Annotated in this window: 22 protein-coding genes and 1 pseudogene; 13 read left to right on the top strand and 10 right to left on the bottom strand. The window is 71.7% G+C overall.

Annotated elements, in window-relative coordinates:
- Nucleotides 1–304: 304 nt before the first annotated feature.
- The 6 genes and pseudogenes from AMK21_RS16060 to AMK21_RS36885 form a co-directional block, all read left to right on the top strand.
- Nucleotides 305–1,546, top strand: a complete 1,242-nt coding sequence (locus tag AMK21_RS16060) for an NAD(P)-dependent malic enzyme (protein ID WP_073878430.1) — start codon at nucleotides 305–307, stop codon at nucleotides 1,544–1,546.
- A 237-nt stretch (nucleotides 1,547–1,783) separates the two neighbouring features.
- Entirely contained in the window at nucleotides 1,784–2,752 is a 969-nt protein-coding gene (locus AMK21_RS16055) for a zinc-binding dehydrogenase (RefSeq protein WP_073878428.1), read from the top strand.
- A 64-nt stretch (nucleotides 2,753–2,816) separates the two neighbouring features.
- A complete protein-coding gene (locus AMK21_RS16050) occupies nucleotides 2,817–4,268 on the top strand; it encodes a glycoside hydrolase family 5 protein (RefSeq protein ID WP_073878426.1) in 1,452 nt (483 codons plus the stop codon).
- The gene (locus tag AMK21_RS16045; RefSeq protein ID WP_073878424.1) at nucleotides 4,246–4,785 is read left to right on the top strand and encodes a GNAT family N-acetyltransferase; all 540 of its coding nucleotides are present in this window, start codon (nucleotides 4,246–4,248) and stop codon (nucleotides 4,783–4,785) included. The genes AMK21_RS16050 and AMK21_RS16045 overlap by 23 nt, the downstream gene beginning before the upstream one ends.
- A 31-nt stretch (nucleotides 4,786–4,816) precedes the next feature.
- A complete protein-coding gene (locus tag AMK21_RS16040; RefSeq protein ID WP_006127526.1) occupies nucleotides 4,817–5,026 on the top strand; it encodes a sigma factor-like helix-turn-helix DNA-binding protein in 210 nt (69 codons plus the stop codon).
- Between the two features lie 59 nt (nucleotides 5,027–5,085).
- Nucleotides 5,086–5,184, top strand: a pseudogene (locus AMK21_RS36885) (peptidase); the annotation flags it as partial.
- A 98-nt stretch (nucleotides 5,185–5,282) separates the two neighbouring features.
- Here AMK21_RS36885 and AMK21_RS16030 read toward each other — a convergent pair.
- On the bottom strand, nucleotides 5,283–6,353 hold the full coding sequence (locus AMK21_RS16030; RefSeq protein WP_073878422.1) for a PadR family transcriptional regulator: 1,071 nt from the start codon (nucleotides 6,351–6,353) through the stop codon (nucleotides 5,283–5,285).
- Between the two features lies 1 nt (nucleotide 6,354).
- Nucleotides 6,355–7,212 carry a DUF4097 family beta strand repeat-containing protein gene (locus AMK21_RS16025; protein ID WP_158070720.1) on the bottom strand — a complete coding sequence of 286 codons (858 nt, stop codon included), beginning with the start codon at nucleotides 7,210–7,212 and terminating at the stop codon, nucleotides 6,355–6,357.
- A 153-nt stretch (nucleotides 7,213–7,365) separates the two neighbouring features.
- Between AMK21_RS16025 and AMK21_RS16020 the strand changes: the two genes are divergently transcribed.
- On the top strand, nucleotides 7,366–8,202 hold the full coding sequence (locus tag AMK21_RS16020; protein ID WP_073878420.1) for a hypothetical protein: 837 nt from the start codon (nucleotides 7,366–7,368) through the stop codon (nucleotides 8,200–8,202).
- A gap of 12 nt (nucleotides 8,203–8,214) precedes the next feature.
- Here AMK21_RS16020 and AMK21_RS16015 read toward each other — a convergent pair whose 3' ends face one another.
- From AMK21_RS16015 to AMK21_RS15995, 5 genes are all read right to left on the bottom strand, one after another.
- Nucleotides 8,215–8,400: a DUF6104 family protein gene (locus tag AMK21_RS16015; protein WP_003966321.1), complete on the bottom strand. Its 186-nt coding sequence runs from the start codon at nucleotides 8,398–8,400 to the stop codon at nucleotides 8,215–8,217.
- Between the two features lie 100 nt (nucleotides 8,401–8,500).
- The gene (locus AMK21_RS16010) at nucleotides 8,501–12,316 is read right to left on the bottom strand and encodes a multifunctional oxoglutarate decarboxylase/oxoglutarate dehydrogenase thiamine pyrophosphate-binding subunit/dihydrolipoyllysine-residue succinyltransferase subunit (RefSeq protein WP_073878418.1); all 3,816 of its coding nucleotides are present in this window, start codon (nucleotides 12,314–12,316) and stop codon (nucleotides 8,501–8,503) included.
- Between the two features lie 291 nt (nucleotides 12,317–12,607).
- Complete coding sequence (locus AMK21_RS16005) at nucleotides 12,608–13,684, bottom strand: HAMP domain-containing sensor histidine kinase (RefSeq protein WP_073878416.1); 1,077 nt, start codon at nucleotides 13,682–13,684, stop codon at nucleotides 12,608–12,610.
- Complete coding sequence (locus tag AMK21_RS16000) at nucleotides 13,681–14,418, bottom strand: response regulator transcription factor (RefSeq protein ID WP_073878414.1); 738 nt, start codon at nucleotides 14,416–14,418, stop codon at nucleotides 13,681–13,683. Before AMK21_RS16000 ends, AMK21_RS16005 begins: the two co-directional genes overlap by 4 nt.
- A gap of 258 nt (nucleotides 14,419–14,676) precedes the next feature.
- Nucleotides 14,677–15,384, bottom strand: a complete 708-nt coding sequence (locus AMK21_RS15995; RefSeq protein ID WP_073878412.1) for a spermidine synthase — start codon at nucleotides 15,382–15,384, stop codon at nucleotides 14,677–14,679.
- Nucleotides 15,385–15,866: 482 nt separating this feature from the next.
- On the opposite strand from AMK21_RS15995, the gene lon reads away from it, so the two are divergent.
- Nucleotides 15,867–18,287 carry an endopeptidase La gene (gene lon / locus AMK21_RS15990; protein WP_073878410.1) on the top strand — a complete coding sequence of 807 codons (2,421 nt, stop codon included), beginning with the start codon at nucleotides 15,867–15,869 and terminating at the stop codon, nucleotides 18,285–18,287.
- A 106-nt stretch (nucleotides 18,288–18,393) separates the two neighbouring features.
- Here the strand turns inward: lon and AMK21_RS15985 are convergent, their stop codons facing one another.
- Together AMK21_RS15985 and AMK21_RS15980 are read right to left on the bottom strand one after the other, a co-directional pair.
- Nucleotides 18,394–19,158 (bottom strand): polysaccharide deacetylase family protein, encoded by a 765-nt coding sequence (locus AMK21_RS15985; RefSeq protein WP_073878408.1) that lies wholly within the window; start codon nucleotides 19,156–19,158, stop codon nucleotides 18,394–18,396.
- 154 nt (nucleotides 19,159–19,312) lie between these two features.
- The gene (locus AMK21_RS15980; protein WP_073878407.1) at nucleotides 19,313–20,185 is read right to left on the bottom strand and encodes a lysozyme; all 873 of its coding nucleotides are present in this window, start codon (nucleotides 20,183–20,185) and stop codon (nucleotides 19,313–19,315) included.
- A gap of 213 nt (nucleotides 20,186–20,398) precedes the next feature.
- On the opposite strand from AMK21_RS15980, the gene AMK21_RS15975 reads away from it, so the two are divergent.
- Nucleotides 20,399–20,881 (top strand): MarR family winged helix-turn-helix transcriptional regulator, encoded by a 483-nt coding sequence (locus tag AMK21_RS15975; RefSeq protein WP_073878406.1) that lies wholly within the window; start codon nucleotides 20,399–20,401, stop codon nucleotides 20,879–20,881.
- Between the two features lie 128 nt (nucleotides 20,882–21,009).
- Here AMK21_RS15975 and AMK21_RS15970 read toward each other — a convergent pair whose 3' ends face one another.
- Nucleotides 21,010–21,801, bottom strand: a complete 792-nt coding sequence (locus AMK21_RS15970) for a protein phosphatase 2C domain-containing protein (RefSeq protein WP_073878405.1) — start codon at nucleotides 21,799–21,801, stop codon at nucleotides 21,010–21,012.
- Between the two features lie 362 nt (nucleotides 21,802–22,163).
- Here AMK21_RS15970 and AMK21_RS15965 point away from each other — a divergent pair, with 362 nt between their 5' ends.
- From AMK21_RS15965 to AMK21_RS15950, 4 genes are read left to right on the top strand one after another with little or no spacing between them, the layout of a single operon-like run.
- Complete coding sequence (locus AMK21_RS15965) at nucleotides 22,164–25,400, top strand: nitrate- and nitrite sensing domain-containing protein (protein ID WP_073878404.1); 3,237 nt, start codon at nucleotides 22,164–22,166, stop codon at nucleotides 25,398–25,400.
- Nucleotides 25,397–25,879, top strand: a complete 483-nt coding sequence (locus AMK21_RS15960) for a roadblock/LC7 domain-containing protein (RefSeq protein WP_073878403.1) — start codon at nucleotides 25,397–25,399, stop codon at nucleotides 25,877–25,879. Before AMK21_RS15965 ends, AMK21_RS15960 begins: the two co-directional genes overlap by 4 nt.
- Nucleotides 25,876–26,292, top strand: a complete 417-nt coding sequence (locus AMK21_RS15955) for a DUF742 domain-containing protein (RefSeq protein ID WP_073878401.1) — start codon at nucleotides 25,876–25,878, stop codon at nucleotides 26,290–26,292. Before AMK21_RS15960 ends, AMK21_RS15955 begins: the two co-directional genes overlap by 4 nt.
- Nucleotides 26,273–26,944: a GTP-binding protein gene (locus AMK21_RS15950; protein ID WP_073878399.1), complete on the top strand. Its 672-nt coding sequence runs from the start codon at nucleotides 26,273–26,275 to the stop codon at nucleotides 26,942–26,944. The genes AMK21_RS15955 and AMK21_RS15950 overlap by 20 nt, the downstream gene beginning before the upstream one ends.
- The last annotated feature ends 7 nt before the right edge of the window (nucleotides 26,945–26,951 follow it).

Raw genomic sequence — 26,951 nt, 5'->3', positions numbered from 1 at the left:
CTCCGGTGTTTCTCTCCTGCCGGGCGGCATTTATGCCGGTTTGCCGACTTGTCCAGATATTCGACTATGAGTCACGTCACCGCATCGGAATGGACTCGTGCGGGACAGGGTTGGTCCGGTAAGAAAGACGTTTACACCCCTCATCCGGGGCTCAGGGCGCGTGTGCGGCGCGCCCGCGCGTATGTACCTCTCCCTGCCGGGGCGGGCCAACCGCTCGGCGCAGGGCACGTACGCGGTGCCCGCCCACCCCTCCTCAACCAGGAGTGGCCACCCTCAAACGATGAAGACTTAAGGGGTCAACACCATGGCAGCGGAGATCGTCAATCCTCGCAGCGACAGCACTACCGACAGTGGCATCCAGCGCACGAGCGCAGCGGACACCGGGGTCGACGATCCCTTCGATCCGGCCTTCGCCCTCCACCGGGGAGGAAAGATGGCCGTGCAGTCCACCGTCCCGATCCGGGACAAGGACGACCTTTCCCTGGCCTACACACCGGGCGTGGCGAAAGTCTGCAGCGCCATCGCGGACAACCCCGAGCTCGTCCACGACTACACCTGGAAGTCCCAGGTCGTGGCCGTCGTGACGGACGGCACCGCCGTGCTCGGCCTCGGTGACATCGGGCCCGAGGCGTCCCTCCCCGTGATGGAGGGCAAGGCCATCCTCTTCAAGCAGTTCGGCGGCGTCGACGCGGTGCCGATCGCGCTCGCGACCACCAGCGTGGAAGAGATCGTCGACACCGTCGTCCGGCTCGCCCCCTCCTTCGGCGGGGTGAACCTGGAGGACATCTCGGCCCCCCGGTGCTTCGAGATCGAGCGCAAGCTCCAGGAGCGGCTGGACATCCCGGTCTTCCACGACGACCAGCACGGCACCGCCGTCGTCACCCTGGCCGCCCTGCGCAACGCCGCCAAGCTCTCCGGGCGGACGCTCGGTGACCTGCGCGGCGTCATCTCCGGCGCGGGCGCGGCGGGCGTGGCCATCGCCAAGTTCCTGCTGGAGGCCGGCATCGGCGATGTCGCGGTGGCCGACCGCAAGGGCATCGTCAGCCGGGACCGGGACGACCTGACCGACGTCAAGCGCGAGCTGGCCGAACTCACCAACCGGGCCGGGATCTCCGGGTCGCTGGAGAAGGCGCTCGCCGGTGCGGACGTCTTCATCGGTGTCTCCGGCGGTACGGTCCCGGAGGCGGCGGTGGCGTCGATGGCGCCGGGCGCGTACGTCTTCGCCATGGCCAACCCGAATCCGGAGGTCCACCCCGAGATCGCGCACAAGTACGCGGCCGTGGTGGCGACGGGGCGCTCCGACTTCCCGAACCAGATCAACAACGTGCTGGCGTTCCCGGGGATCTTCGCGGGGGCGCTCCAGGTGCGGGCCTCCCGGATCACGGAGGGCATGAAGATCGCCGCGGCGAACGCGTTGGCCGACGTGGTCGGCGATGAGCTGGCGGCGGACTATGTGATCCCGTCGCCGTTCGACGAGCGGGTCGCGCCTGCGGTGACCGCGGCGGTCGCGGCGGCGGCGCGGGCGGAGGGTGTGGCTCGGCGCTGACGGTGCGCGTGTGGGCGTCCGTGTGATGGGGCGGGGACCGGTGGGTACGGGCCCCGCCCCTTCCCTTTCAGCCCCTCCGGCCTTCCTCAGCCTCGCCGCGGGGGCTTGGTCCTGCCCCGCCGGAGACGCTGGAAAGGGCCCACCGAGGGAGAGGGCGGCGCGCGGAGGCCGGGAGGTTGGTGTGCGTCACATGCGCTTTTGGTTACGTCCCCGGCCCGTCCCGCCTATCGTCTAGCCATGTTCGCCGCCTACGCAGCCCGCATCGACCCCGACCAGCCCCTCGACGGCCTTGAGCTGGGCGAACGCCCGGCTCCCCAGGCGCGTGCCGGATGGAGCACCATCACCGTCCGGGCCGCCTCCCTCAACCATCACGACCTCTGGTCGCTGCGGGGCGTGGGGCTCTCGCAGGACCGGCTCCCGATGATCCTCGGCTGTGACGCCGCCGGTATCGACGAGGACGGCAACGAGGTCGTCCTGCACTCCGTGATCGGCCAGTCCGGGCACGGGGTCGGGCCGAAGGAGCCGCGCTCCATCCTCACCGAGCGCTACCAGGGCACCTTCGCCGAGCAGGTCGCCGTGCCCACCTGGAACGTGCTGCCCAAGCCGAAGGAGCTCTCCTTCGAGGAGGCCGCCTGCCTGCCGACCGCCTGGCTCACCGCGTACCGGATGCTCTTCACCAACGCCGGGGTCCGGCCGGGCGATTCCGTGCTCGTCCAGGGCGCGGGCGGCGGGGTCGCCACCGCCGCGATCGTCCTGGGGAAGGCCGCCGGGCTCCGGGTCTTCGCCACCAGCCGCGACGAGAACCGGCGCAGGCGGGCTGTGGAACTCGGTGCGCTGGAGGCTTACGAGCCGGGCGCGCGGCTCCCGCGGCGGGTGGACGCCGTCATCGAGACCGTCGGCGCCGCCACCTGGTCCCACTCGGTGAAGTCGCTGCGCCCCGGCGGCACCCTCGTCATCTCGGGGGCCACCAGCGGCGACCGGCCCTCGCACGCCGAGCTGACCCGGATCTTCTTCCTGGAGCTCAAGGTCGTCGGCTCCACCATGGGGACCAAGGACGAGCTGGAGGACCTGCTGGCGTTCTGCGCGACCACGGGCGTCCGTCCGGTCATCGACGAGGTGCTGCCGCTGGACCGGGCCCGTGAGGGGTTCCAGCGGCTGGCCGACGGAGAGCAGTTCGGGAAGATCGTGCTCCGGCCGACGGAGTAATCCCACGAAGTCTTCGCCGCAACATACTTGAACAGGTGTCAGCTTTGCTGATGGGATGCCGCCCATGCGCATGGGCAGAGCACTCATAGCAGTTGTCGTCGCGTCCGTACTGGCGGCGGGGGCCCTCGCTCCCGCCGCCTCCGCGCGCCCGGCATCCACCCAGGCCCCCGCCCCGACGTCGTACGAAGGTTCCGTCCCGCCGCTGACCGACGGCCGGGGCCGCATCCTCACCCTGCGCGGCTGGAACGTCGAGGACAAGGCGAACCGGGGCGAGGCCGCACTGAGCGCCATCACCGAACGCCACTTCCGCGACCTGCGCGCGAACGGATTCAACTTCGCCCGGCTGCTGGTCTTCTGGGACGACCTGGAGCCCAGGCGCGGCCGGTACAGCGAGCGCTACCTCCGGAAGATCGAACGCATCCTGGGCTGGGCGCACCGGCACCGCGTCCACGTCCTCATCGACGCCCACCAGGACGTCTTCGGGCCCGCCTTCGGCCACCGGGGCATCCCCGCCTGGGCCACCAGGACCGACGGGCTGCCGTTCACCCCGAACCCCGACGACTGGTTCTCCGAGTACTTCGAGCCCGCCGTCCAGCGGGCTTTCACCCACCTCTACGAGGACCCCGACCTGCGACGGGCCCAGGCGGCCATGTGGCAGGTCCTCGCCGAACGGTTCCGCGGCCACCCGGCCGTCATCGGCTACGACCTGATCAACGAGCCGATGGGGGAGCTGCGCGAGGGCGAGGACCTGCCGACCGCCGCCCGCCGCATCGAGGCCCAGCACCTCACCCCGATGTACAACCGCCTGGCCCGGGCCATCCGGGCCAAGGACCGTTCCACCTGGCTCTTCGTCGAACCGACCCCGATCGTCGGCGAGGGCGTTCCCACCGGCCTCGGCCGGATCCACGACAGTCGGACCGTGTACGCCCCGCACTTCTACAACACCGCCATGGAGGCGGGCGCGGACTACGACCCGGCGGCCGGCTGGATCGAGGCGTACGAGGCCGCCGTCACCGCCTACCCGGCCCGCCACCGGATGCCCGTGGTCGTCGGTGAATGGGGGCCGCTCAACAACTCCCTCCCCCACATGGGCCGCTTCTACCGCGAGGCGGTCGCCTCCCTGAACCGCTACAGCTCCGGCTGGGCCGGGTACGTCTGGTGCTACGGCGGCGGCTACTGCGCGGTGGACGAGCGAGGCCGCTTCCGTACGAACAAGGAGCAGACGGCGACCCCGTACGCCCCCGCTGTCGCGGGTACGGTCCGCTCCGACACGTACGACGCCGCCACCCGCTCCTACCGGCTCGCCTACCGTGCGGCGGCCGCCCGTCCCGGCGCGACGGAGCTGTCCCTCCCGCCCTCCTCGCGCGGCTGGCGCGTCTCCGTCACCGGTCGGGCCGCCCGTGTCCTCGGCACGGCGCCGTACGGGGGCCGCCTGACCGTGGTGGCGTGGCCCGGGGCGGAGGTGGTGGTGACCGTGCGGGAGGCTGGCCCGCATGGACGAACTGACCGCCCCTGAAGGGTTTCTGCTGCGCCCCTGGCTCCCCGCCGACGCCTCCGCCGTGCTCCGCGCCTTCGCCCCGGCCGAGATGGACCGCCAGACGGACCGGCCCGTCTCCGACCGGGCCGATGCGCTGGCCTGGATCGCGGACCGTACGCGGGAGAGGGGGGCCCGGACCGGCTACTCCTGGGCCGTCGTGGGGGAGGAGGGCGAGGCGCTCGGCTGCGTGGCCGTCCGCGCCGTCAACCGGGCCCATGACACGGGCTGGGTCTCCTACTGGACCACCGAGACGGCGCGCGGCCGGGGCGTCGCGCCGGCCGGGGTGCGGGCGGTGGCGAGCTGGGCGTTCGGCGAGCTGGGCCTGTACCGGCTGGAGCTGGGCCACCGCACGGACAACCCCGCCTCCTGCCGGGTCGCCGTACGGGCCGGGTTCGCGCCCGAGGGGATCGAGCGGGGCAAGCTGCGTTACGGCGACCTGCGGTACGACGTCGAGCGGCATGCCCGGCTGGCGGACGATGATGTCAACTTTGATTGACGCGGCGATGCTGTCAATGTAGGTTGACGTCATGACCGAAGCAACGGATCTGGCCGCACGCGCCGGTGACCGCGACCCGCGCGTCGGGCTGCGGGCGGTGGCCGCGCTGCGGCGGCTGCTGGAGCAGCTCGAAGCCGTACAGGTGCGCAGTGCCCGCGTCCAGGGATGGTCGTGGCAGGAGATCGCCGCCGAGCTGGGCGTCAGCCGGCAGGCCGTGCACAAGAAGTACGGGAGGCGCTGATGTTCGAACGGTTCACTCAAGGAGCCCGCGCGACCGTAAAGGGAGCCGTGGTGCGGGCGGTCGCCGACGTCCTCGCCGAGCACGGGGCGACGTACGCGACCGTGCACCGCGCGCTGTACGGGCCCGAGGCCGACGGGCAGGGGCACGCCAGGCGGGGTGAGGGCGCGGGCAGCGCGAGCGGGGGCGGACGCCGCGTACGGCAAGTGGCCGCCCCTGGGCGCCTCGTACGCGATGCGCCCGCCCCCCGGCGTCGTCCTCAGCCCTTCTCGTCGTCCTCCGGCGTCAGCAGCGCCTCGATCCGCGCCGCCGCCGCGCCCAGGTGGCCGCGGGCCTCGGCCACCTGGTCCCCCGTCACGCCGTGGTCGCGGGCCGTGTCCCGGACGGTGTCGCGGAACCGGTCCAGCAGGCGGTCCAGGTCGCGCGCCGGGTCGTCCGTGACCGGGACGTCCTTGCCCCAGTCGGAGGCGGCCTCCCGGGGCTCCGCCGCCGGGCCGCCCTCCGCGGCCTCCGTCGCCTCGGCACCCTCGGCGTCGAACGGCCCGGGCCTGCCGAACGAGGACCAGCCGCCCGCCCGCGCGAAGCCGCCGAGCTGTCCGGTGATCTCGGCCAGCCCCTCCCGTACGCCGGAGGGCCAGTCGCCCCGGGCGAAGTGCTCCTGCACCTGACGGGCGGCGTTCTGCATCTGCTCGCGGGCTTTGTCCTGCGCCTCCTTGGCCTGGCGGCGGGCCTGCTGGGCCTCCTCGCGGGCGCGCCGGGACTCGTCCTCCGCCCGCCGTGCCTGCTCCTTCCACTCCTGCTTGGCCCGGCGCAGCTCCTCCTTGGCGTTGCGCCACGCCTCGCCGTCGCCGAAGTCGCCCAGGCCGCCGAAATCGCCGAAGCCCGTGAAGTCTCCGAAGGGCGAGGACGGCTTGTCCTGGGTGGTGCCGCTCCCCGTGTCCTGCCGGGACTCGGAGGCGGCCGCCCGCATGTCGCTGCGGAGCCGGCCCGCGGCCCCGCGCACGTCGTCGCGTATCTCGGCGGCCAGCTCGGCGAGGGAGTCGCGGATCTCCAGCTCCAGGTCGGCCAGTTCGCCGCCGCGGCCCGCCAGCTCGGCGCGTCCGGCGTCGGTGATCGAGTAGACCTTGCGGCCGCCCTCGGTGGCGTGGGTGACCAGGCCCTCGGCCTCCAGCTTGGCCAGACGGGGGTAGACGGTGCCCGCGGAGGGGGCGTACAGGCCCTGGAAGCGCTCCTCCAGGAGGCGGATCACCTCGTAGCCGTGGCGCGGCGCCTCGTCCAGGAGCTTGAGCAGATACAGGCGCAGTCGGCCGTGGGCGAATACGGGGGCCATGTCAGAGAACCTTTCCGGTCGGCTCGGCACCGTGCGTGTCGTCCTCGGCCGGGGGCCTGCGCAGCAGGGCGATCGAACCGGACACGGTCGTCGCCCTCAGGGTCCCCGTGCCGGCGCCGAGCGTGCCGGTGATCTTCTTCGCGCCCCACTGCCCGCCGACCCGGAGGTCCTCGAAGGCGTTGGAGACGGTCCCGCTCGCGGTGTTGGCCTCGACCCTGGCGTCCGCCGGGTGCGGCAGGCGGATCGCGATCGCGCCGGAGACCGTGGTCAGCCGGATGTCGGTGGGCTTCCCCGAAGGGTCGACGTCCAGCACCATGTCACCGCTGATCGACTCGGCCCTGACCGAGGTGCCCGCCCCGTCCACCACCGTCAGATCACCGGCCACGGAGTGGAAGCGCAGGTCCCCGGTGACGCTCTGGGCCTCCAGACTGCCCGAGACGGAGTCCCCCCGGACGGCGCCGGTCAGCCCGACGAGCGCGATGTCCCCGGTGATGCCGCGTACGTCGGTGCGGCCGCCGATCCCGGAGACGACGGCCCCGGCGCCGACCACGCCCACCTCCACCGAGGCGGCGGCGGGCACGACCAGCGAGACGACCGCGCTGCGGCGGCGCCCGTTGGGATCGAGCCAGCGCAGGAGGTCCTGCCAGGGGAGGTCCTCGTACGTCACGGTCAGGCGGCCGTCCTCGTGGGTGACGAGGAGCGGCGGCCCCTCGATGGCGGAGACCTCCAGCCGGGCGCCCGGCTCATCGGTGCCGACCACGTTGACCGTGCCGCCGACGACGCGGACGTGGAGCGAGGTCACCGGGTCGTCGAACGTGAGCTTCTGCGGCTCGGCGACGGTCCGCTTCGACACGGCCATGGACAGGACCTCCCGGAGATAACAGCAACGCAACATATCGCGTCTCGTAAAGAACACGATATATCGCGGATCGAGGAAGTCAAGCGCCACTCGTGAGCACCTCAGGCGACCAAAAGGCAACAGAATGTGGCAAATTGCCCTAGCGTGTGGCCCATGAACGCGACATCCACGGGGGCGCTCCTGCTGTGCCGCGCCGACCCCGAGACCGTACGGCCGCTCGCCCACCTGCTGCGTGAGCGGATGCTGCTGACGCGCGCGGGCGCGGAGTGGAGCGTTCTCGTTCCGGAGGGGAAGCCCTGGCGGGTCGCCGGCCCCTCCGGCGGCGGTGACCCCGAGCCGGTCGACCGGGTCCTCGGCGGCTGGGCCACCGCCCTGGCCGTCGGCTCCAGCTGGCCGGTGCTCGCCCTGTGGTGGGACGCCGACCGGGCCGGCTACACCCTCGCCGCCGGATTCCGCCGCCCCGTCGGCTACGTCTGGCTGACCGACGGCACGCCGGTGGGCGAGGACGAGGCGATGCGCACCTTCGCGGCCCGGCTCGGCCTCGACCCCGTACTGGACCTCCAGGAGCTGGAGGAGCTGACCCGGCCCGACCCGGAGTCGGACGCCGAGGCCCGGCTGCGCGGCCTGCTCGCGGTCCTGACCCGTACGGGACTCACCCTGCCGACCGGGCTCGGCCCGGGCCAGAGCGCCGACCGGCTGCGCAGCGTCGCCGGGGTGCAGCGCGGGGCGGAACGCATCGAGTGGGCGGGCTGGCGCGATGCCGTACGGGTCGAACTCGACGCCGTCGAGGCCGGCAGCCTCGGCCCCTGGGTGCGCGGCCCCCGGGCCCGTGCCATCGCCGCCGCCCAGCTCGCGGCGGGGCTCCCGCTGCTGCTGTGGGGCGCCCGCCGCCGCAGTGGGGGATGGGTGGCCGCCGGGGCGGTCCTCCTGGCGCAGGGCGCGCTGGGGCTCGCCTACCACCGGGCCAGGGCGGGCGCGGAGAGGCCCTGAGACGACCCGGGCTTAGGCGTCCTCGTCGTCCTCGTCGTCCAGCCGGGCCAGCCAGGTGGCGAGGCGCTCGACCGGTACCTCGAAGTCGGGGTTGAGATCGACGAACGTACGCAGCTGCTCGGCGAGCCACTCGAAGGTGACCTCCTCCTCGCCGCGCCGCTTCTCCAGTTCCTCGATGCCACGGTCCGTGAAGTACATGGGAAAAGGATAGCGAGGCCCGGAGGCCTCCGATACGCCGGAGACCCGGCCCCGCGACGAGCGCGGAACCGGGTCCCCGAGGTGTTCAGCTGTACGGTCCTCAGGCCTCGAAGACCTCGTTGACCAGCTGAGTCTGCTCCGCCTGGTGACGCTTGGCCGAGCCGACCGCCGGGGACGAGCCGTGCGGCCGCGAGATGCGGCGCAGTCGCTCGCCGTGCGGCACGTCCGCGCCGACGGCCAGGTCCAGGTGGTCGATCAGGTTGAGCGCGATGAACGGCCACGCACCCTGGTTGGCCGGCTCCTCCTGGGCCCAGAGGTACTTCTCGGCGTTCGGGTACTTGGCGATCTCCGCCTGGATCTCCGCACCCGGCAGCGGGTACAGGCGCTCCAGCCTGATGATCGCGGTCTCCGTGTCGCCGCGCTTCTCCCGCTCGGCGTCCAGGTCGTAGTAGAGCTTGCCCGAGACGAACACGACCTTGCGGACGTTCTCCGCCTTGACGCTGTCGTCGCCGATCACCGGGCGGAAGCCGCCGACGGTGAACTCCTCGATCTTCGACGCCGCGGCCTTCAGACGCAGCATCGACTTCGGGGTGAAGACGATCAACGGCTTGTGGTGCGGGTTGTGCACCTGCCAGCGCAGCAGGTGGAAGTAGTTCGACGGCAGGGTCGGCATCGCGACCGTCATGTTGTCCTGCGCGCACATCTGGAGGAAGCGCTCCGGGCGGGCGGAGCTGTGGTCCGGGCCCTGGCCCTCGTAGCCGTGCGGCAGCAGCAGCGTGACGCCGGAGGTCTGGCCCCACTTCTGCTCGGCCGAGGAGATGAACTCGTCCACGACGGTCTGGGCGCCGTTGACGAAGTCACCGAACTGGGCCTCCCAGATGACCAGCGACTCCGGGCGGGCCAGCGAGTAGCCGTACTCGAAGCCCATCGCCGCGTACTCGCTGAGCAGCGAGTCGTAGACGTTGTAACGGGCCTGGTCCTCGGTGAGGTACAGCAGCGGGGTGTAGTCCTCGCCGGTGACCTGGTCCACCAGCACCGCGTGGCGCTGGCCGAACGTGCCGCGGCGGGTGTCCTGGCCGGCGAGCCGGACCGGGGTGCCCTCCATCAGCAGCGAACCGATGGCCAGGGTCTCGCCCATGCCCCAGTCGATCGTGCCGTTCTCCACCGAGGCCGCGCGACGCTGCATCTGCGGCATCAGACGGGGGTGGACGGTGATCGACTCGGGGATGTTGACCTGGGACTCGGCGATCCGCTTCACGACCTCGGCGGAGACCGCGGTCTCCACGGCGACCGGGAACGCGGCCTGCGGCTCCGGGACGTGCGGGGCGGCGGGCTGCGAGGTGGCCTCGCGGACCTCGGCGAAGACCTTCTCCAGCTGACCCTGGAAGTCCTGGAGCGCCTGCTCCGCCTCTTCCAGCGTGATGTCGCCGCGACCGATGAGGGACTCGGTGTAGAGCTTGCGCACCGAGCGCTTCTTGTCGATCAGGGTGTACATCTGCGGGTTGGTGAACTCCGGGTTGTCGCCCTCGTTGTGACCGCGGCGGCGGTAGCAGATGAGGTCGATCACGACGTCCTTGTTGAACGCCTGCCGGAACTCGAAGGCGAGCCGTGCGACGCGGACCACGGCTTCCGGGTCGTCACCGTTGACGTGGATGATCGGCGCCTCGATCATGCGCGCCACGTCGGTGGCGTACATCGAGGAGCGCGAGGACTCCGGGGCGGCGGTGAAGCCGACCTGGTTGTTGATCACCACGTGCACGGTGCCGCCGGTGCGGTAGCCGCGCAGCTGCGACATGTTGAGCGTCTCGGCGACGACGCCCTGGCCCGCGAAGGCCGCGTCGCCGTGGAGCGCGATCGGCAGGACCGTGAAGTCCGTGCCGCCCTTGTTGATGATGTCCTGCTTGGCGCGGGCGATGCCCTCCAGGACCGGGTCGACCGCCTCCAGGTGCGAGGGGTTGGCGGCCAGCGAGACCTTGATCTGCTCGCCGTCCAGACCGGTGAAGGTGCCCTCGGCGCCCAGGTGGTACTTGACGTCGCCGGAGCCGTGCATGGAGCGCGGGTCGAGGTTGCCCTCGAACTCCCGGAAGATCTGCGCGTACGACTTGCCGACGATGTTCGCCAGCACGTTCAGCCGGCCGCGGTGGGCCATGCCGATGACGACCTCGTCGAGGCGGGCCTCGGCGGCGGAGTCGATGACCGCGTCGAGCAGCGGGATGACGGACTCGCCGCCCTCCAGCGAGAACCGCTTCTGACCGACGTACTTGGTCTGCAGGAACGTCTCGAACGCCTCGGCCGCGTTCAGCCGACGCAGGATGCGCAGCTGCTCCTCGCGCTCGGGCTGCTGGGTGCGGGGCCGCTCCACACGGTCCTGGAGCCACTTGCGCTGCTTCGGGTCCTGGATGTGCATGAACTCGATGCCGGTGGTGCGGCAGTACGACTCACGCAGCACGCCGAGGATGTCGCGGAGCTTCATCATCGACTTGCCGGCGAACCCGCCGACCGCGAAGTCCCGCTCCAGGTCCCACAGGGTGAGGCCGTGCTCGGTGATGTCGAGGTCGGGGTGCTTGCGCTGGCGGTACTCCAGCGGGTCGGTGTCGGCCATGACGTGGCCGCGGACCCGGTAGGAGTGGATCAGCTCGAAGACCCGCGCGGCCTTCGTCACGTCGCTGTCGTGCGACGCGTCGATGTCCGTGAGCCAGCGGACCGGCTCGTACGGGATGCGCAGGGCCTTGAAGATCTCGTCGTAGAAATCGTTCTGGCCGAGCAGCAGCTGGCTCAGGACCCGCAGGAACTCGCCGGAGGCCGCGCCCTGGATGACCCGGTGGTCGTAGGTCGACGTGAGCGTCATGACCTTCGAGATGCCGAGCTTGTTCAGGGTGTCCTGGGAGGTGCCCTGGAACTCCGCCGGGTAGTCCATCGCGCCGACGCCCATGATGAGGCCCTGTCCGGGCATCAGGCGGGGCACCGAGTGGACGGTGCCGATCCCGCCGGGGTTGGTCAGCGAGGCGGTGACGCCGGAGAAGTCGTCCATGCCGAGCTTGCCGATGCGGGCGCGCCGGACGATGTCCTCGTACGCCTGCCAGAACTCGAAGAAGTTGAGCGTCTCGGCCTTCTTGATGGCCGCGACGACCAGCTGGCGGTCGCCGTTCGGCTTCACCAGGTCGATGGCGAGACCGAGGTTGACGTGCTCCGGCTTGACCAGGGTCGGCTTGCCGTCCTTCACCGCGAAGGAGTAGTTCATCGACGGCATGGCCTTGAGGGCCTGCACCATCGCGTACCCGATGAGGTGCGTGAAGGAGATCTTCCCGCCGCGGGCGCGCTTGAGGTGGTTGTTGATGACGATGCGGTTGTCGAAGAGCAGCTTCACCGGGACCGCGCGGACGGACGTGGCCGTCGGCAGCTCCAGCGAGGCGTTCATGTTCTTCGCGACGGCGGCAGAGGGGCCGCGCAGCGCCACGTACTCGGGGCCGGCCGGGGCCTCGGTGGACTCCTCCGCCTTGGCCTTGGCGGGCGCGGCGGCGGGCTTGGCCGCCGCGGGCTTCGCCGGGGCCGGAGCCGGGGCGGCCTTGGCCTCGACCGGCTCGGCCTGCGCCGGGGCTGTCGGAGCTGCGGCCGCGGGCTGCGCCGGGGCAGGGGCCGCGGGCTGCGCCGGAGGGGCGGCGGCCGGGGTCTCGGTTGCCGCAGCCCCCGAGGCTGCGGCGCCAGGAACGGGCTTGTCCGCCGTGCCGGAGGAACCCGGCTTGTAGTCGGCGAAGAAGTCCCACCAGGCGCGATCGACCGAACTGGGATCCTGGAGGTACTGCTGGTAGATCTCGTCGACGAGCCACTCATTGGCGCCGAAGGCGGCGGCCGGGTTGGTGCCCGGGCTGGCTTGGTCGGTCGAGATGCTCGAGTTACTGGGGGACTGAGACGACACGGCGGCAACCGCCCTCTTCCGCTTCACAAGGTGATGGACAGCGGAAATCAAGGCTACGCCCCCCAAACCGTTCCTTGCAGACCGGGCCGGTGCTTCGTCGTGCACATCACATCGCAACGCGGGTTTCGGCGCAGGAAATGGCGGGAAACAAGCGAGGTTCCGCTGCACTTCGGGTACGCAGGACCGTGGATACGGTCGTCTGACCGTATCCCCTTGAGATCCTCTTCGGGCAGGACACGGAGAACGTGCCCTTCCGGTTCGACCTTATGTCAACGGTGGTCGACCGTGTCGTCAACCGTGTCGCTCGGACAACCCCGGGAGGGTGACCTGGATGCGGCAGCCGCGAGCGGATTCGGCCACTCCGATCCGGCCGCCGTGCAGATCCACCGCCCAGCGGGCGATCGCGAGCCCCAGTCCCGTACCGCCGTCGCTGCCCGGGCCGTGCGGTGAGGGGGCCTGGCCCCGGTTGAACCGCTCGAAGACCCGGTACCGCTCCGCCTCCGGGATCCCGGGGCCCTCGTCGATGACCTCCAGCTCCAGCGACTCCGGGTAGGCCCCGCGTCGCGCCAGGACCGTCACCCGGCCGTGCGGCGGGCTGTGCCTGACCGCGTTGTCGATGAGGTTGGCCACCACCTGGTGCAGCCGCTCGGCGTCCGCGTGCGCGGTGAGCTCCGGCGGCGAGACGTCCAGATGCAGGTGGACGTCGGTACGGGAGTGATTGCCCGACCCCGACGAGAGGCGTCGCTGGGACGCGGCGAGATTGGCTTCCTTCAGTACGCCCGAGAGATACGGCCACACCTCGAAGCGGCTCGCCTTGAGCGTCACCACCCCGTTGTCCAGCCGGGACAGGTCCAGCAGTGTCTCCACCAGCCGGCCGAGCCGCTCCGTCTGCTTCAGCGCCGTACGCATCGTCTCGGGATCGGCGGCCGAGACCCCGTCCACCACGTTCTCCAGCACGGCCCGCAGCGCCGCGATGGGGGTGCGCAGCTCGTGGGAGACGTTGGCGACCAGCTCTTTGCGGTGCCGGTCCTCCGCCTCCAGGTCGTCCGCCATGCGGTTGATCGTCTGGGCCAGGTCGCCCAGCTCGTCCCGCCGCCCGGCGCCGCTCACCCGGCGCGTGTAGTCGCCGTGCGAGATCGACCGGGCCACGGCCCTCATCTCGTCCAGCGGCGCGGTCAGACCGTGCGCCACGAACTGGGTGATCAGCAGCGTCGCGATCACCGAGAACACGGTGATGAACTGGAACTCGGTCCGGGTCCGCAGGGCCACGATCAGCAGCCCGGTCGTGATGAACACCGAGACCACGACGAGCGTGCCCAGCTTGGCCTTGATGGAGAAGGGCCGCATCCCCGACCCTGGCCGGGTCATGGGGCCGGGGTCTCCAGGGCATAGCCCACGCCGTGCACCGTACGGATCCGCTCGGCGCCGATCTTGCGGCGCAGCGCCTTGATGTGGCTGTCGACCGTCCGGGTGCCCGACGCGTCGGCCCAGTCCCAGACCTCGGCCAGCAACTGCTCCCGGGAGAGCACCGCGCGCGGGGTGTTCGCCAGGCAGACCAGCAGGTCGAACTCGGTCGGCGTGAGGTGGACGTCCTCGGCGCGGACCCGGACCCGGCGCTGCGCGTGGTCGATCTCCAGTTCGCCGAGGCGCAGTATCCCGCTCCGCGGGGTGACGGCGGCCAGCGCGGCGCGCTCCATCCGGCGCAGCAGGACGTGCACCCGGGCGGCCAGCTCCCGCATGGAGAACGGCTTGGTCATGTAGTCGTCGGCGCCGACCCCGAGCCCGACCAGCATGTCGGTCTCGTCGTCGCGCGCGGTGAGCATCAGCACCGGCACCGGGCGCTGCGCCTGCACCCGGCGGCAGACCTCCAGGCCGTCGAAGCCGGGAAGCATGATGTCGAGCACCATCAGATCGGGCTGCCATGCCTCGGCCGCGTCGACGGCCGCGGGCCCGTCCAGTGCGGTCTGCACCAGAAAGCCCTCCGCCCGCAGCCGGGCGGCGATGGCGTCGACGATCGTGGCGTCGTCCTCGACCACCAGCACCCGGCGTTGAGCCCCTGGGGTGGCCGCGACGCCGTTGTGGGTGGTGTGTGTCTGTTCCATCGCCCCGCCCCTGCCCGTTCTCGCGGGGGGCGAACCCCCGCAAGGCACGGTCTTCGCTCGTGGATTTCGTGGGTGATCCCTATGTGCCGGTCAGCAGCGTAAAGGCAGCGGAGGGCTCTCGGCTACGCAGGGTATTGCCCCGGGGGTGCGAGTTCGGCTCCGGTGGGGCGGCGGATCGTCGCCCTTGTGAAGGTTGCCCCGTCTCCCACCGGACCCGTACATACCGGGAGGGGGCTTCCAGGACCCTTCAGTGCCTCGTCAATGACTCCTCGATGCGAGATGGACCACGTCCGGCACACCTCGGGCAACAGCCACTTCTTCGGTCCCAACCCCGCTGAACCCGGCATTCCGCAACGCCTGTTCGAAGGCCGGGGACGGCTGCGCGGACCAGACGGCGAGCACTCCGCCCGGGGTCAGCCGGTCGTGGCAGTGGGCCAGACCGGTGGGGGAGTAGAGGCTCCCGTTGTCCTCCGTGACGGTCCAGTCGGGCCCGTTGTCGATGTCCAGGCAGAGCGCGTCGTAACGCTCCGTGGCAGTACGGAGGTGGGCGACCAGGTCCGTGTGGAGGACCTCGGTCCGGGGATCGGCCAGCGCCGCCCCGGAGATCCGGTCCAGCGGGCCCTGCCGGTGCCAGTCGACGATGGCCCGCTCCCGCTCCACGACCACGATCCGCCCCCAGCGCTCCTCCTCGGCGGCCCGCACCAGCGAGAAGCCCACCCCGAGTCCGCCGATCAGCACCGAGGGACCGGTCCGGCCGGCGGGCAGGGCGCCGAGGGCTGCGTCGATCAGCAGCCGCTCGGAGCGCCCGTCGGAGGTGTCCATCAGGAAGCAGCCGTTGGCGATGATCTCGAAGTGCTCCCCGCGCTCCCGCAGGACGACCTCGCCGAAGGGGCCTTCGCGGCGGTCGAGGGTGAGGGGAGCGGGGGGAACCATGGCGCAGGTGTGGGTCTGGGTGTCGGGCTCCATAGGGCGGATTTTAGGAGAGTGACAGCCTCCCTCCCAGCGGTTTCGATCTTCACGGCGTCCGGCTCGCGACGGTCGCGTACGCCGGTGAGGACCGGTCCCCGACTCCCGTACGCCGGTGTGCGTCAGCGGCCCGGGTGCGCGCCGCGCAGCGTCAGGAGCGCCACTCCCACCACGGGCCAGGGTCGCCGGGAGAGCGCGGGAGCGCAGGTAGAGCACGGGCAGCATCGTGCGGACGGTCATCGTCACAGCACAGCCTCACACCCCCTATCGAGGGCAGGACGCTATCCGGTCCACCAGGGAGGTTCACCAGGCAGGGAGCGCGGCCCCGGGGAATAGCGGTTCCCTGCCGGACGCTCCCATGGACAGGGGGGCGAGGCGATGGCGACCAGCTGATCGCTCAGAGCGAACACCGCGTGGGGAACATTCGGCAGCTCACAACCATTGAGTCCACATAGCTCAACTTGCCTGCCGAAGGGGAGATCATGACTACCGAGTCCAAGGCGTTCACACCGATCGACCTGCCCGTGCTGCCGCTCGACGACGAGGTCGTCCTGCCCGGCATGGTGGTGCCGCTGGACCTGTCCGACACCGAGGTGCGCGCCGCCGTCGAGGCCGCGCAGGCCGCTGCCCGTCCCGGTGGCGGGAAGCCCGAGGTGCTGCTGGTCCCGCGGATCGACGGGACGTACACGGGGACCGGTGTCCTCGGGACCGTCGAGCAGGTCGGACGCCTGAGCGACGGTGACCCGGGGGCGCTCATCCGGGCCCGTGACCGGGTCCGGATCGGGGCCGGGACCAGTGGGCCGGGGCGGGCGCTGTGGGTCGAGGGGACCGTGCTCGACGTCGTCGTGCCCGAGCCGCTGCCCGGTTCCGCCGCCGAGCTCGTCAAGGAGTACAAGGCGCTCGCCACCAGTTGGCTGAAGAAGCGCGGTGCCTGGCAGGTCGTGGACCGGGTCCAGCAGATCGACGACATCTCCGCGCTCGCCGACAACTCCGGATACTCGCCGTTCGTCACCACCGCGCAGAAGGTCCAGCTCCTGGAGACCGTGGACCCGGTCGCGCGGCTGAAGCTCGCGACCCAGTGGCTGAGCGAGCACCTCGCCGAGCAGGAGGTCGCCGAGTCCATCGCGAAGGACGTCCAGGAGGGCGTCGACAAGCAGCAGCGCGAGTTCCTGCTGCGCCGTCAGCTGGACGCCGTGCGCAAGGAGCTCTCCGAGCTCAACGGCGACCCGGAGGGCGAGTCCGACGACTACCGGGCTCGCGTCGAGGCCGCCGACCTGCCCGACCACGTCCGGACGGCGGCGCTCAAGGAGGTCGAGAAGCTGGAGCGGGCGAGTGACCAGTCGCCGGAGGGCTCCTGGATCCGCACCTGGCTGGACACCGTCCTCGAACTGCCGTGGACCGAGCGCACCGAGGACGCCTACGACATCCGCGGCGCCCAGGAGGTCCTGGACGCCGAGCACGCCGGCCTCGCCGACGTGAAGGAGCGGATCACCGAGTACCTCGCGGTGCGCAAGCGGCGGGCCGACCGGGGACTGGGGGTCGTGGGCGGCCGCCGCGGCGGTGCGGTGCTGGCCCTCGTCGGGCCGCCCGGCGTGGGCAAGACCTCGCTCGGGGAGTCCGTCGCGCACGCCATGGGCCGTAAGTTCGTCCGCGTCGCGCTCGGCGGTGTCCGGGACGAGGCGGAGATCCGGGGCCACCGGCGTACGTACGTGGGCGCCCTCCCCGGACGTATCGTGCGGGCGATCAAGGAGGCCGGTTCGATGAACCCGGTCGTCCTGCTCGACGAGATCGACAAGGTCGGCTCCGACTTCCGGGGCGATCCGGCCGCCGCCCTCCTCGAAGTCCTGGACCCCGCGCAGAACCACACCTTCCGCGACCACTACCTGGAGGTCGAGCTCGACCTCAGCGACGTCGTCTTCCTGGCCACCGCCAACGTGCTCGAAGCCATCCCCGAGGCTCTGCTCGACCGCATGGAGCTGGTCCGGCTCGACGGCTACACCGAGGACGAGAAGGTCGTCATCGCCCGGGACCACCTGCTCCCGCGCCAGCTGGAGCGGGCCGGACTGGAGAAGGACGAGGTCGCCCTGGAGGAGTCGGCGCTTCGCAGGCTGGCCGGCGAGTACACCCGCGAGGCGGGCGTACGGAATCTGGAGCGGGCCGTCGCCCGGCTGCTCCGCAAGGTCGCGGCCCAGCACGAACTGGGCGACCGCGAGCTCCCCTTCACGGTGACCGACGCCGACCTGCGTGGCCTCATCGGGCGCCCGCACCACGTGCCCGAGTCCGCCCAGGACCCGGCCGAGCGCCGCACGGCGGTGCCGGGCGTGGCCACCGGGCTCGCGGTGACCGGGGCGGGCGGTGACGTCCTCTTCGTCGAGGCGTCGCTCGCCGACCCGGAGACCGGGGCGTCCGGAGTGACCCTGACCGGTCAGCTCGGGGACGTCATGAAGGAGTCGGCGCAGATCGCGCTGAGCTTCCTGCGGTCGCACGGCGCGGAGCTGGAGCTGCCGGTCGCGGACCTCAAGGACCGGGGCGTGCACATCCACTTCCCGGCCGGCGCGGTCCCGAAGGACGGCCCGAGCGCCGGCATCACGCTCACGACCGCCCTGGCCTCGCTGCTCTCCGGGCGCCTGGTCCGCACCGATGTGGCGATGACGGGTGAGGTGTCGCTGACCGGGCGGGTGCTGCCGATCGGCGGCCTGAAGCAGAAGCTGCTGGCCGCCCACCGGGCGGGGATCACCACCGTGGTGATCCCCCAGCGCAACGAGGCCGACCTGGACGACGTCCCGGCCGAGGTGCTGGAGAAGCTGGACGTCCACCCGGTCACCGACGTCCGACAGGTGCTGGAGATCGCCCTCTCCCCGGCCTCGGCCCGGGCGGAGGAGAGGATCCCGGCCGCGGCCTGACCGCCACGCGGTGACGGGCGCGGCATCAGGTACGTGGCCGGTACGGACGGCCCGCTTCCCGAGTCGACCGGGGGCGGGCCGTTCCGCATGTACGGCATCGCGGTGCTCAGGGGCGGTAGATCGTGCCCGGCTCCGGCACCGCCGGGGCCATCAGCTCAGGGACGGTCACGAAGGTGTAGCCGTCCTTCTGGAGCGCGTCGATGATCCCCGGCACGGCGGGCACGGTGCCCTTGTATATGTCGTGCAGCAGGATGATGCCGTCCTTGCTCGCCTGGTCCACGATCCGCTTCGTGATCAGTGCCGAGTCGTTCGTCGAGTAGTCCTTGGCGGTGGCGCTCCACAGCACCTGGGAGAGCCCCAACTCCTTGCTGATCTCGGAGACCTTGTCGTCGGTGCGGCCCTGCGGCGGGCGCATCAGCCGGGGCTTCTCGCCGGTGACCTTCTCGATCGCCACCTGGGTCTTCTCCAGCTCGGCCCGTATGGCGTCCGGTTCCTCGTCGGTGAGGATCTTGTGCGTCCAGGTGTGGTTGGCCACCTCGTGGCCCTCGTCCTGGATGCGCCGCACGGTGTCCGGGTGCTTGAGGACGTGGTGCTTGCCCAGCAGGAAGAAGGTCGCGTGGACCTTCTTCTCCTTCAGGATGTCCAGCAGCTCCGGGGTGTCCTTGCCCGGCCCGGCGTCGAAGGTGAGGGCGATGCACTTCGCCTTGCGGCAGTCCGCCCGCCCGAAGGAGCCCTTGGCGTCGGACGCCGCGTCCTGCCGTGCCGAGCCCGGGGCCGTCGTCTCCATCGAGCACCCGCTGAGCGCCAGTGTGAGCGTCGTCACCAGTGCGGCGGCCAACCCGCCTCCGAGCACGGTCGTCTTCTTCGACACGGCACACCACTCCTCTGTGCGGAAATCTCCGCACAGGTGTGCGGTACGCCGAGGACTATACATAGCACGTATACATCACGTTTATAGTGGGGTGTGTGGCAGCGCGAAACCCCGGTGACCTGGGAAGGGGTCACCGGGGCGGGCTCAGGTGGGGTCAGCCGTTCGCCAGTGCCTGGACGCGATCGAGCGCGCCGTTGAAGCGGTTGTGGTCGCCGACCGTGGGGCCGGTCGAGGTGTACTGCCACATCGTGTGGACGGGCCAGCCGGCCGGCAGCTCGCCGACCGTCGTGTTGTACCGGGCCACCCAGAGCGGGTTGGCGGCACCGAAGCTCGCGTTGTTGCCGGTGCAGTCCTTCCACCAACTGGTCGCGGTGTAGATGACCGCGTCCCGGCCGGTGCGGGCCCGGTAGGTGTTCGTGAAGTCCCGGATCCAGTTCACCATCCCGGCCTGGCTGAGGCCGTAGCACTGGGCGCCGTACGGGTTCCACTCGATGTCGAGCACGCCCGGCAGGGTCCGGCCGTCCCGGGACCAGCCGCCGCCGTTGTCCACGAAGTAGTTCGCCTGCGCGGCGCCGCTCGTCGTGTTCGGGGTGGCGAAGTGGTACGCGCCGCGGATCATGCCGACGTTGTACGAACCGTTGTACTGCTGTGCGAAGTAGGGGTTCTTGTAGTACGTCCCCTCGGTGGCCTTCGCGTAGGCCCACTTCACGCCGCTGTTCCACAGGGTCTGCCAGGCGACGTTGCCCTGGTGGCTGCTGACGTCCACGCCCTCGGTCTGGACGACCCGGGAGTCGCGGGGCAGCCCTCCCTGGCCGTCGTGCTCGATGACGCCCTGGCCCATCCTGGCGGTGCCGCGGGCGGGAGGGGCGTCGGCGGTGTCCTGGTCTGCCGCGGTGGCGGCGCCCGGCAGGGTGAGGAGGGCGAGGGAGGCCAGGAGGGCCCCGAGCGCGGCGAAGCGCGACCGGCGTAAGGGTCGGGAGGGGCGGGAGGGGGCGGATCTGTGGCGGTGCGGCAGGGGCGTGGGCATGGGTGCGCCTCCGAGGTGCGGCAGCGAATTAGCGTGCTCATGACAAGCGACGTCGGGCGATCCGGGAATGACGCTACGCACGTAGACCCGGGGTGCGGAAGGGGGCCTCGCTGCCGCCGTTGGTCTATGCCTGCGAAATACTGGCCGAGCTGCGGCGTTGACCGGCCGTGGCGGAAACTTTCATCGGCAGGAAACCGTACGAGGGGTGCTGACGTGCACGGGAGCGAGAGCGCGCGGGAGCCGGGCGTGACTGCCGGGACTGGTGTGGACCACGAATTCCTGGCGCTGGAGCGCGAGTTGGCGGTCTTCCTGCGCCGTGCCCGGGCCAGTTCCGGTGAGATGGCCCGCGAGGTCCACCCCGAACTGGAGCCCGCCGCCTACGGCCTGCTCGTCCGCCTGGAGTCGGCCGGCCGGCAGCGGGCCACCGAGCTGGCCGCCTACTTCGGCGTCGGCAAGGCCACCATGAGCCGTCAGCTACGGGCCTTGGAGGACCTCGGGCTGGTCGCCCGCGAGCCCGATCCGGCCGACGGCCGCGCCTGGCTCGTCCGGCTGACCGACGAGGGCCTCGCCCGCTTCCGCGGCGTCCGCGACGCCCGGCGCGGGCGGTACGTCCGCAAGCTGGCGGACTGGGACCGGGCCGAGGTGGCGGAGCTGGCCCGGCTGCTGCACCAGCTGAACACCCGCGCGGAGGACTGAAACACCGGCACGGAGGACTGACCGCCCGCGCGGAGGACGGAAACACCCGGGCGGAGGGCTGACCGCCTGCGCGAAGGGCCGGCCGTCCGCGCGGAGCCGCTGACCGCCCGCGAGGGGCGGCCCGGGCCTTACAGCTCCACGAAGGCCGCCGTCGCGTCGTCGTGCGTCTTGCTCCGCCGCAGCCGTACGCGCCCGGCGGTCGCGTCGGTCCTCTCCAGCTCCCGTACCCGGTCGATCAGCCCCTGGGGGCCCGCCTTGCGCACCAGCTCCAGGAGGGCCGGCCAGTCGCCCTCGCGGAACACCTCCGTCCACCGGCTCGCCCCGTCCGTCAGCGCGGCCAGCGACCGGACCTGGCCGGCCGGGACGCTGCCGGTCACCGCGCGTGCGGCCACCGCGGGGTCGGCGGCGGCGGTGAAGAAGCCGCCCTCCCTGTTGCGCAGCAGGCCGTCGACCGTGGCCGCCGAGGCCAACGAGCCCGGTGGCAACCGGTCGAGCCGGTCGTCGAGGACCGCCCGGACCGCGCCGTCCGCTCCTTCCAGCAGGAGCACCGCGTCCGAGAGCACCAGGTACTCGATAGCGTGTTCGCCCCAACGCGCCAGGGCCACGGTCGCCTGAGGCGTGCGTACGTGAGAAAGGTCACAGGCCGACCGGTGGGCGTCGGCGGTGCGGCGGATGGACTCCGACAGGATCTCGGCCAGGTTCATATCTCGCCGTGAACCCGACAGTTCCACCAGTGCGCCGCCCAGCCGGGCGGTGAACCAGGGGACGGAGTGCACACAACCGTCGTCCCCCTCCGGTGGCGTGACGCCGTCCAGCGCCACCACCACTCCCCCCTGGCCGGAGGCGGGGACAGAGGTGGATGCCCAGTCCTCGTTGGGGCGTTCGGGATCACCGGGGACGGTGACGAGTTCACAGCGCATGACGCCAGTCTGCACGAGGTCTTCACGGAGCCCGCACGGGAGCGGTTTCCGGCCGTACCAGCAGGTCAAGGCGGGCCCCGTGCGCGGAGGGCGGGGCTCCGGGGGAGTGCGGGCGGGCATCCTGCCAAAGGCGGCGCCGAAGTTCCACCCCGCGCCCTATGCATGGTCAGGGGCGCCTCTGGGGAGACTTGTTCGCCAACTCCAGAGTGATGTTCACTCGTTCGAGTGGCGGAGCGGTTGATGCGCGCCCCCCTCTCAAAAGCACTGGAATGGTCAGAAGCCATACCAGGAGCAGGGGGCCTTCTACGTGACCGAGCGTCACCTCTGCTTCAAGGGTGGACGAGTCAAGATTGCGAGCACCGGTGCAGAAGAAGCGGCCGCGGAGCCAGGGCAGCACGCGCGACGGTTCCGGGGCGACGCCTCCGGCTCCGGTCGCCACCAAACGGACCGTACGGGTACGGAGCCGGCTGGTCGCCGGTGTCGCCGTCGTCGGGGTCATCGTCCTCGCGGCGGGCGCTCCCGCGGCGATGAGCGCCTCCTCCGATCTGGCCGAGTCCCAGCGGCTGGTGACCCTCTCCGAGCTGAACCAGCGGGCCGTCACCCTGGCGCACTCCCTCGCCGACGAGCGCGACGCCGTCACCGCGTACATCGCGGGGGGCCGCGCCGATGACGGCCAGGCCGGTGTCCAGAGCCGCCTCACCCGCACCACCCGCGTCGACCAGCAGATCGACGAGATCCACGGACCGGCCCCCGCCGCCCTGCGGCGCGACCTGTCCACCGTGCCCTCCCTGCGCCGGGACGCCCTCACCGGCAAGGGCTCGGCGCTGGAGGCCCACCAGGCGTACTCCGAGGTCATCGCCAAGCTGCACGGCATCGCCGCCGAGCTGGCCGACAAGACCCCGCCGCGCGCCGCCGACTCCACCCGCGCCCCGCTCGCCCTCGGCGGAGCCGTCGAGCAGGCCTCCGCCACCCGCGGGCTCCTCCTCGCCGCCCTCGCCGTACCGAGCCCCGAGCCCGCCGTCCCGCAGATCGACCCCTTCACCGGGCTGCCGGTCGAGGGCCAGGAAGACGAGAGTAGGCGGGCCGACCGCGACCGGGACGAGTTGAGCGCCGCCGCCCAGCAGGCCCGGGTCCGGGAGCTGGCCTCGCTCGCCGAGTTCGACCAGGCCGCGAACGCCGTCGCCCGCGACAAGCTCTCCGCCACCGTCACCGGCCCCGAGGTCAACAGCGCGGAGAAGTACCTCGCCCGCCTCACCGACCGCCCCGAGCTCTCCGAGAGCGAGCGCAGCACCAGCGCCAAGAAGCTGGAGTCCGCGCTCTCCGCCCGGGTCGACCGGATGCGCGGCGTCGAGTCCGCCCTCGGCACCACCCAGGTCCAGCGCCTGGAAGGGCTCCGCGACGACGACGTCACCGCCCTCGAACTGAGCATCGCCCTGCTCGGCGGCTGCTTCCTGCTCGCCGTCGGCGTCTCCACCGCCGTCGCCCGCACCCTCACCCAGCCGCTCGCCGTACTGCGCATCGGCGCCGCCCGGCTCGCGGACGAGCCTTCGAGCGCCGAACCGGTCCGCTACACCGGCCGGAACGACGAGTTCGCCCAGGTCGTCCGGTCGATGAACACCCTGCACGCCAAGCTCACCGGGCTCCAGCAGGAGTTCACCGGCCGCTTCGAGAGCCTCGGCCACGAGCGCGCCGAACTGATCGCGGGCCGCGAGGCCCTCACCCTCCAGCGCGCCGAACTCCAGGTGCAGGCCGCCGAGCTCGCCACCCAGCTGGAGCGGCTGAAGAACACGGTCCACCACACCTTCGTCAACCTCTCGCTGCGCAACCTCGGCCTCGTGGAGCGCCAGCTCGGCGTCATCGAGAGCCTGGAGGAGCGCGAGCAGGACCCGGAGCGCCTCGCCACCCTGTTCAAGCTGGACCACATGGCCACGGTCATGCGCCGGCACAGCGAGAACATGCTCGTCCTCGCGGGCGCCGAGCACGGCCACGGCCACGCGGGCCCGATCCCGCTGGTCGACGTCGCCCGCGCGGCCGTCAGCGAGATCGAGCGGTACGAGCGGGTCACCATCCAGTCCCTGCCGCCGCACGCCCAGATCGCCGGTTTCGCCGCCGACGACCTCAGCCACCTCCTCGCCGAACTGCTGGAGAACGCCACCTCCTTCTCCCCGCCGGACTCCCATGTCGAGCTCTCCGGCTGGCTGCTGGAGACCGGAGAGGTGATGCTCTCCGTGCAGGACGAGGGCATCGGCATGTCGACGGTCCGGATGGGCGAGCTCAATGCGAGGCTGGCCGACCCGGCCTCCTTCGAGGCGGGGGAGCAGAGCGCCGACGGGGCCGGACTCGGCCTCCAGGTCACCTCGTTGCTGGCCGCCCGGCACGGTGTGCGGGTCCAGCTGCGCGAGCAGAAGGGGAGTGGAGTGACGGCCGTCGTCGTCCTGCCGCAGACCCTGCTGCCGAATTCCCTCCCCGCCTCCTCGCCGCCCGCGGTGCAGCTGCCGGGCGAGGCGCCGACGCTCAACCTGCCGGGCTCGGTGGCCGAGGCCAACTCCAACGCCCTGCCGAGCCGTACGCCGGTCCTGCCGACACCGGCCGCCGCGCCGACCCCGCCCGCGTCCGGGGCGCCTGCCGAGGGAGCTTCCGAGGCGGAGTCCGGTGCGGCTTCCGGGCCGAGGGCCGAAGCGGCTTCCGGTGCGACGACCGAGCTCGGGCCCGGGTCCGCTGAAGAGCCCGAGCGGGCGGTCGACCAGGCCGTCGAGCCGCCGCCGGAGGCCGCGCCCGAGCCCGTCTCCGCCGCCGAGCCCATCGCCGAGCCCATCGCCGAACCCGCCGCCGAGCCCGCCGTCGACCCGATGATCGCCGCCGCCGAGCGCGCGATCCGTGAGGCCGGCGCGCAGGAGCAGGCGCCCGCAGGGGACGCGGACGCGGCGGACGCGCAGGCGGACACGGACACGGACGCCGACACGGAGCCCCAGGCAGCGGCCGGGCCGCAGACGGCGCCCGAATCGGACTCCGAGGTCACGATGCAGGTCCGGCTGCCGATGCCCCCGGCTGCCCCGGCATCGCCGGCCGCCCCCGCGACCCCGCAGCCCTCCGACCCGTACGCCATCGGCCCCGACCGTCACGAGCGTCCGGCCGAGAGTGCTCCGGGCGGCCAGGACCCGGACGGGCCCGAGTTCCGCCCCGCCCCCCGTGCCGAGGCCGCCGCCGACACCGTGCCCGGCCCCCGGAAGCCGCAGGCCGGGCGGGTCACCGACAAGGGGCTGCCCAAGCGCACCCCCAAGGTGGTCCGGCCCGAGGACGCTCCCACCACCGCGCGCACCGGCAGCCTCGACAAGGACGACCTGCGCCGCAGGCTGGGCAGCTTCCACCAGGCGGCGAAGGAGGGCCGACGCGACGTCGAGGCCGAGCTCGCCGAGTCCACCGGCTCCGTCGCCCTCGCCGACCACGAGGGCGTAGCCACCGGCCGTACCGGGCACGAGACCACCACCGCACCCATGACGGGCACCGCACACGACACAGGGACGACCGAGCAGACCGGGGGCCGTACGGACCGCCGGTACGGAGAGACGGGGGACACAGTCGAGGAGGCACGCAGTTGACTGCGCCCAGCACGTTCGGGCTGAGTACCGAAGCCCGGAACCTTCACTGGTTGCTGAGCAATCTCGTGGAGGAGGTGCCAGGGGTCCACTCGGTCACCGTCGTCTCGTCCGACGGGCTGATGCTGCTCTCCTCCGACCCCGGCCACCACCAGGCCGCGAAGGAGACAGGACCGTCGGACGGCCCCAAGGGCTCCAGCGCCGACCTGGCCACCATCGTCTCCGGCATCGGCTCGCTGACCGTGGGAGCCGCGAAGCTGATGGACGGCGGCGGCGTCAAACAGACGATGGTCGCCATGGACGGGGGCAGCGTCTTCGTCATGTCGATCAGCGACGGCTCCCTCCTCGGCGTCCACGCCACCCCTGACTGCGACATGAGCGTCGTCGCGTACCACATGGCCCTCTTCGTCGGCCGGGCCGGACACGTCCTCACCCCCGAACTCCGCAGCGAGCTGCGCACATCGATGGAGAGCGCCCAGTGACGACCGCCGCAGCCGAGCCCTCCCCCCGCCTCCCCGTCCGCGGAGCCGACAAGCGCCCCGCCCGGGTCCGCCCGTACTCCCTCACCGGAGGCCGCACCCGGTTCGGGCACGTCCTGCTCGTCGAGACGTTCGTCGCCGCCCTCGAAGCACCCCAGGAGCGCCGCGAGCTGACCAACGGCAACCTGGCCTCGCGCGTCATGCCGGAGCTCCAGGCCATCGTCGAGATCTGCCGCCGGATGCGTACGGTCGCGGAGATCTCGGCCCTGTTGAAGATGCCGCTCGGGGTCGTCCGGGTGCTGCTCAGCGACTTGGCCGACCAGGGAAAGATCCGCGTGTACGGAACCGGTCACGGTACCGGCCAGCCCGACCGCGCACTGCTCGAAAGGGTGCTCAATGGACTCCGCCGTCTCTGAGGCGCCGCTCTTCGCCCCGCGCCAGCCGGGGCCCCGGGACCAGCCGTCACGGCCCCAGGACCAGGCCGAGGAATCCCTCCAGGCCTGGCAGCTCGACCACACCCGCGCCCCCACCGCGACCAAGATCGTGGTGGCGGGCGGCTTCGGCGTGGGCAAGACGACCTTCGTCGGCTCGGTCTCCGAGATCACGCCGCTGAAGACCGAAGCGCTGATGACCCAGGCCAGCGAGGAGACCGACGACCTCTCCGCGACGCCCGAGAAGACCACCACGACGGTGGCCATGGACTTCGGCCGGCTCACCCTGGACGACGACCTCGTGCTGTACGTCTTCGGCACGCCCGGCCAGCAGCGCTTCTGGTTCATGTGGGACGACCTGGTACGCGGGGCGATCGGCGCGGTCGTCCTCGCCGACACCCGGCGTCTTGAGGACTGCTTCCCGGCGCTCGACTACTTCGAGAGCTGCGGGCTGCCGTACATCGTGGCGGTCAACCACTTCGAGGGGACGCCCGGTTACGAGGCGGAGGATGTCAGGGAGGCCCTGACCGTACCGCCGCACGTCCCTGTGGTGATCATGGACGCGCGTAACAGGATCACGGTCGTCGAGTCGCTGCTGGCCCTGGTGGGCCATGCTCTCGACGTCACGCCTGCCTAGACCTCCT

The sequence above is a fragment of the Streptomyces sp. CB00316 genome, from assembly GCF_001905595.1.
In the GTDB taxonomy this organism is placed as follows: Bacteria; Actinomycetota; Actinomycetes; order Streptomycetales; family Streptomycetaceae; genus Streptomyces.
This window is presented reverse-complemented; position numbering and strand designations above follow the sequence as displayed.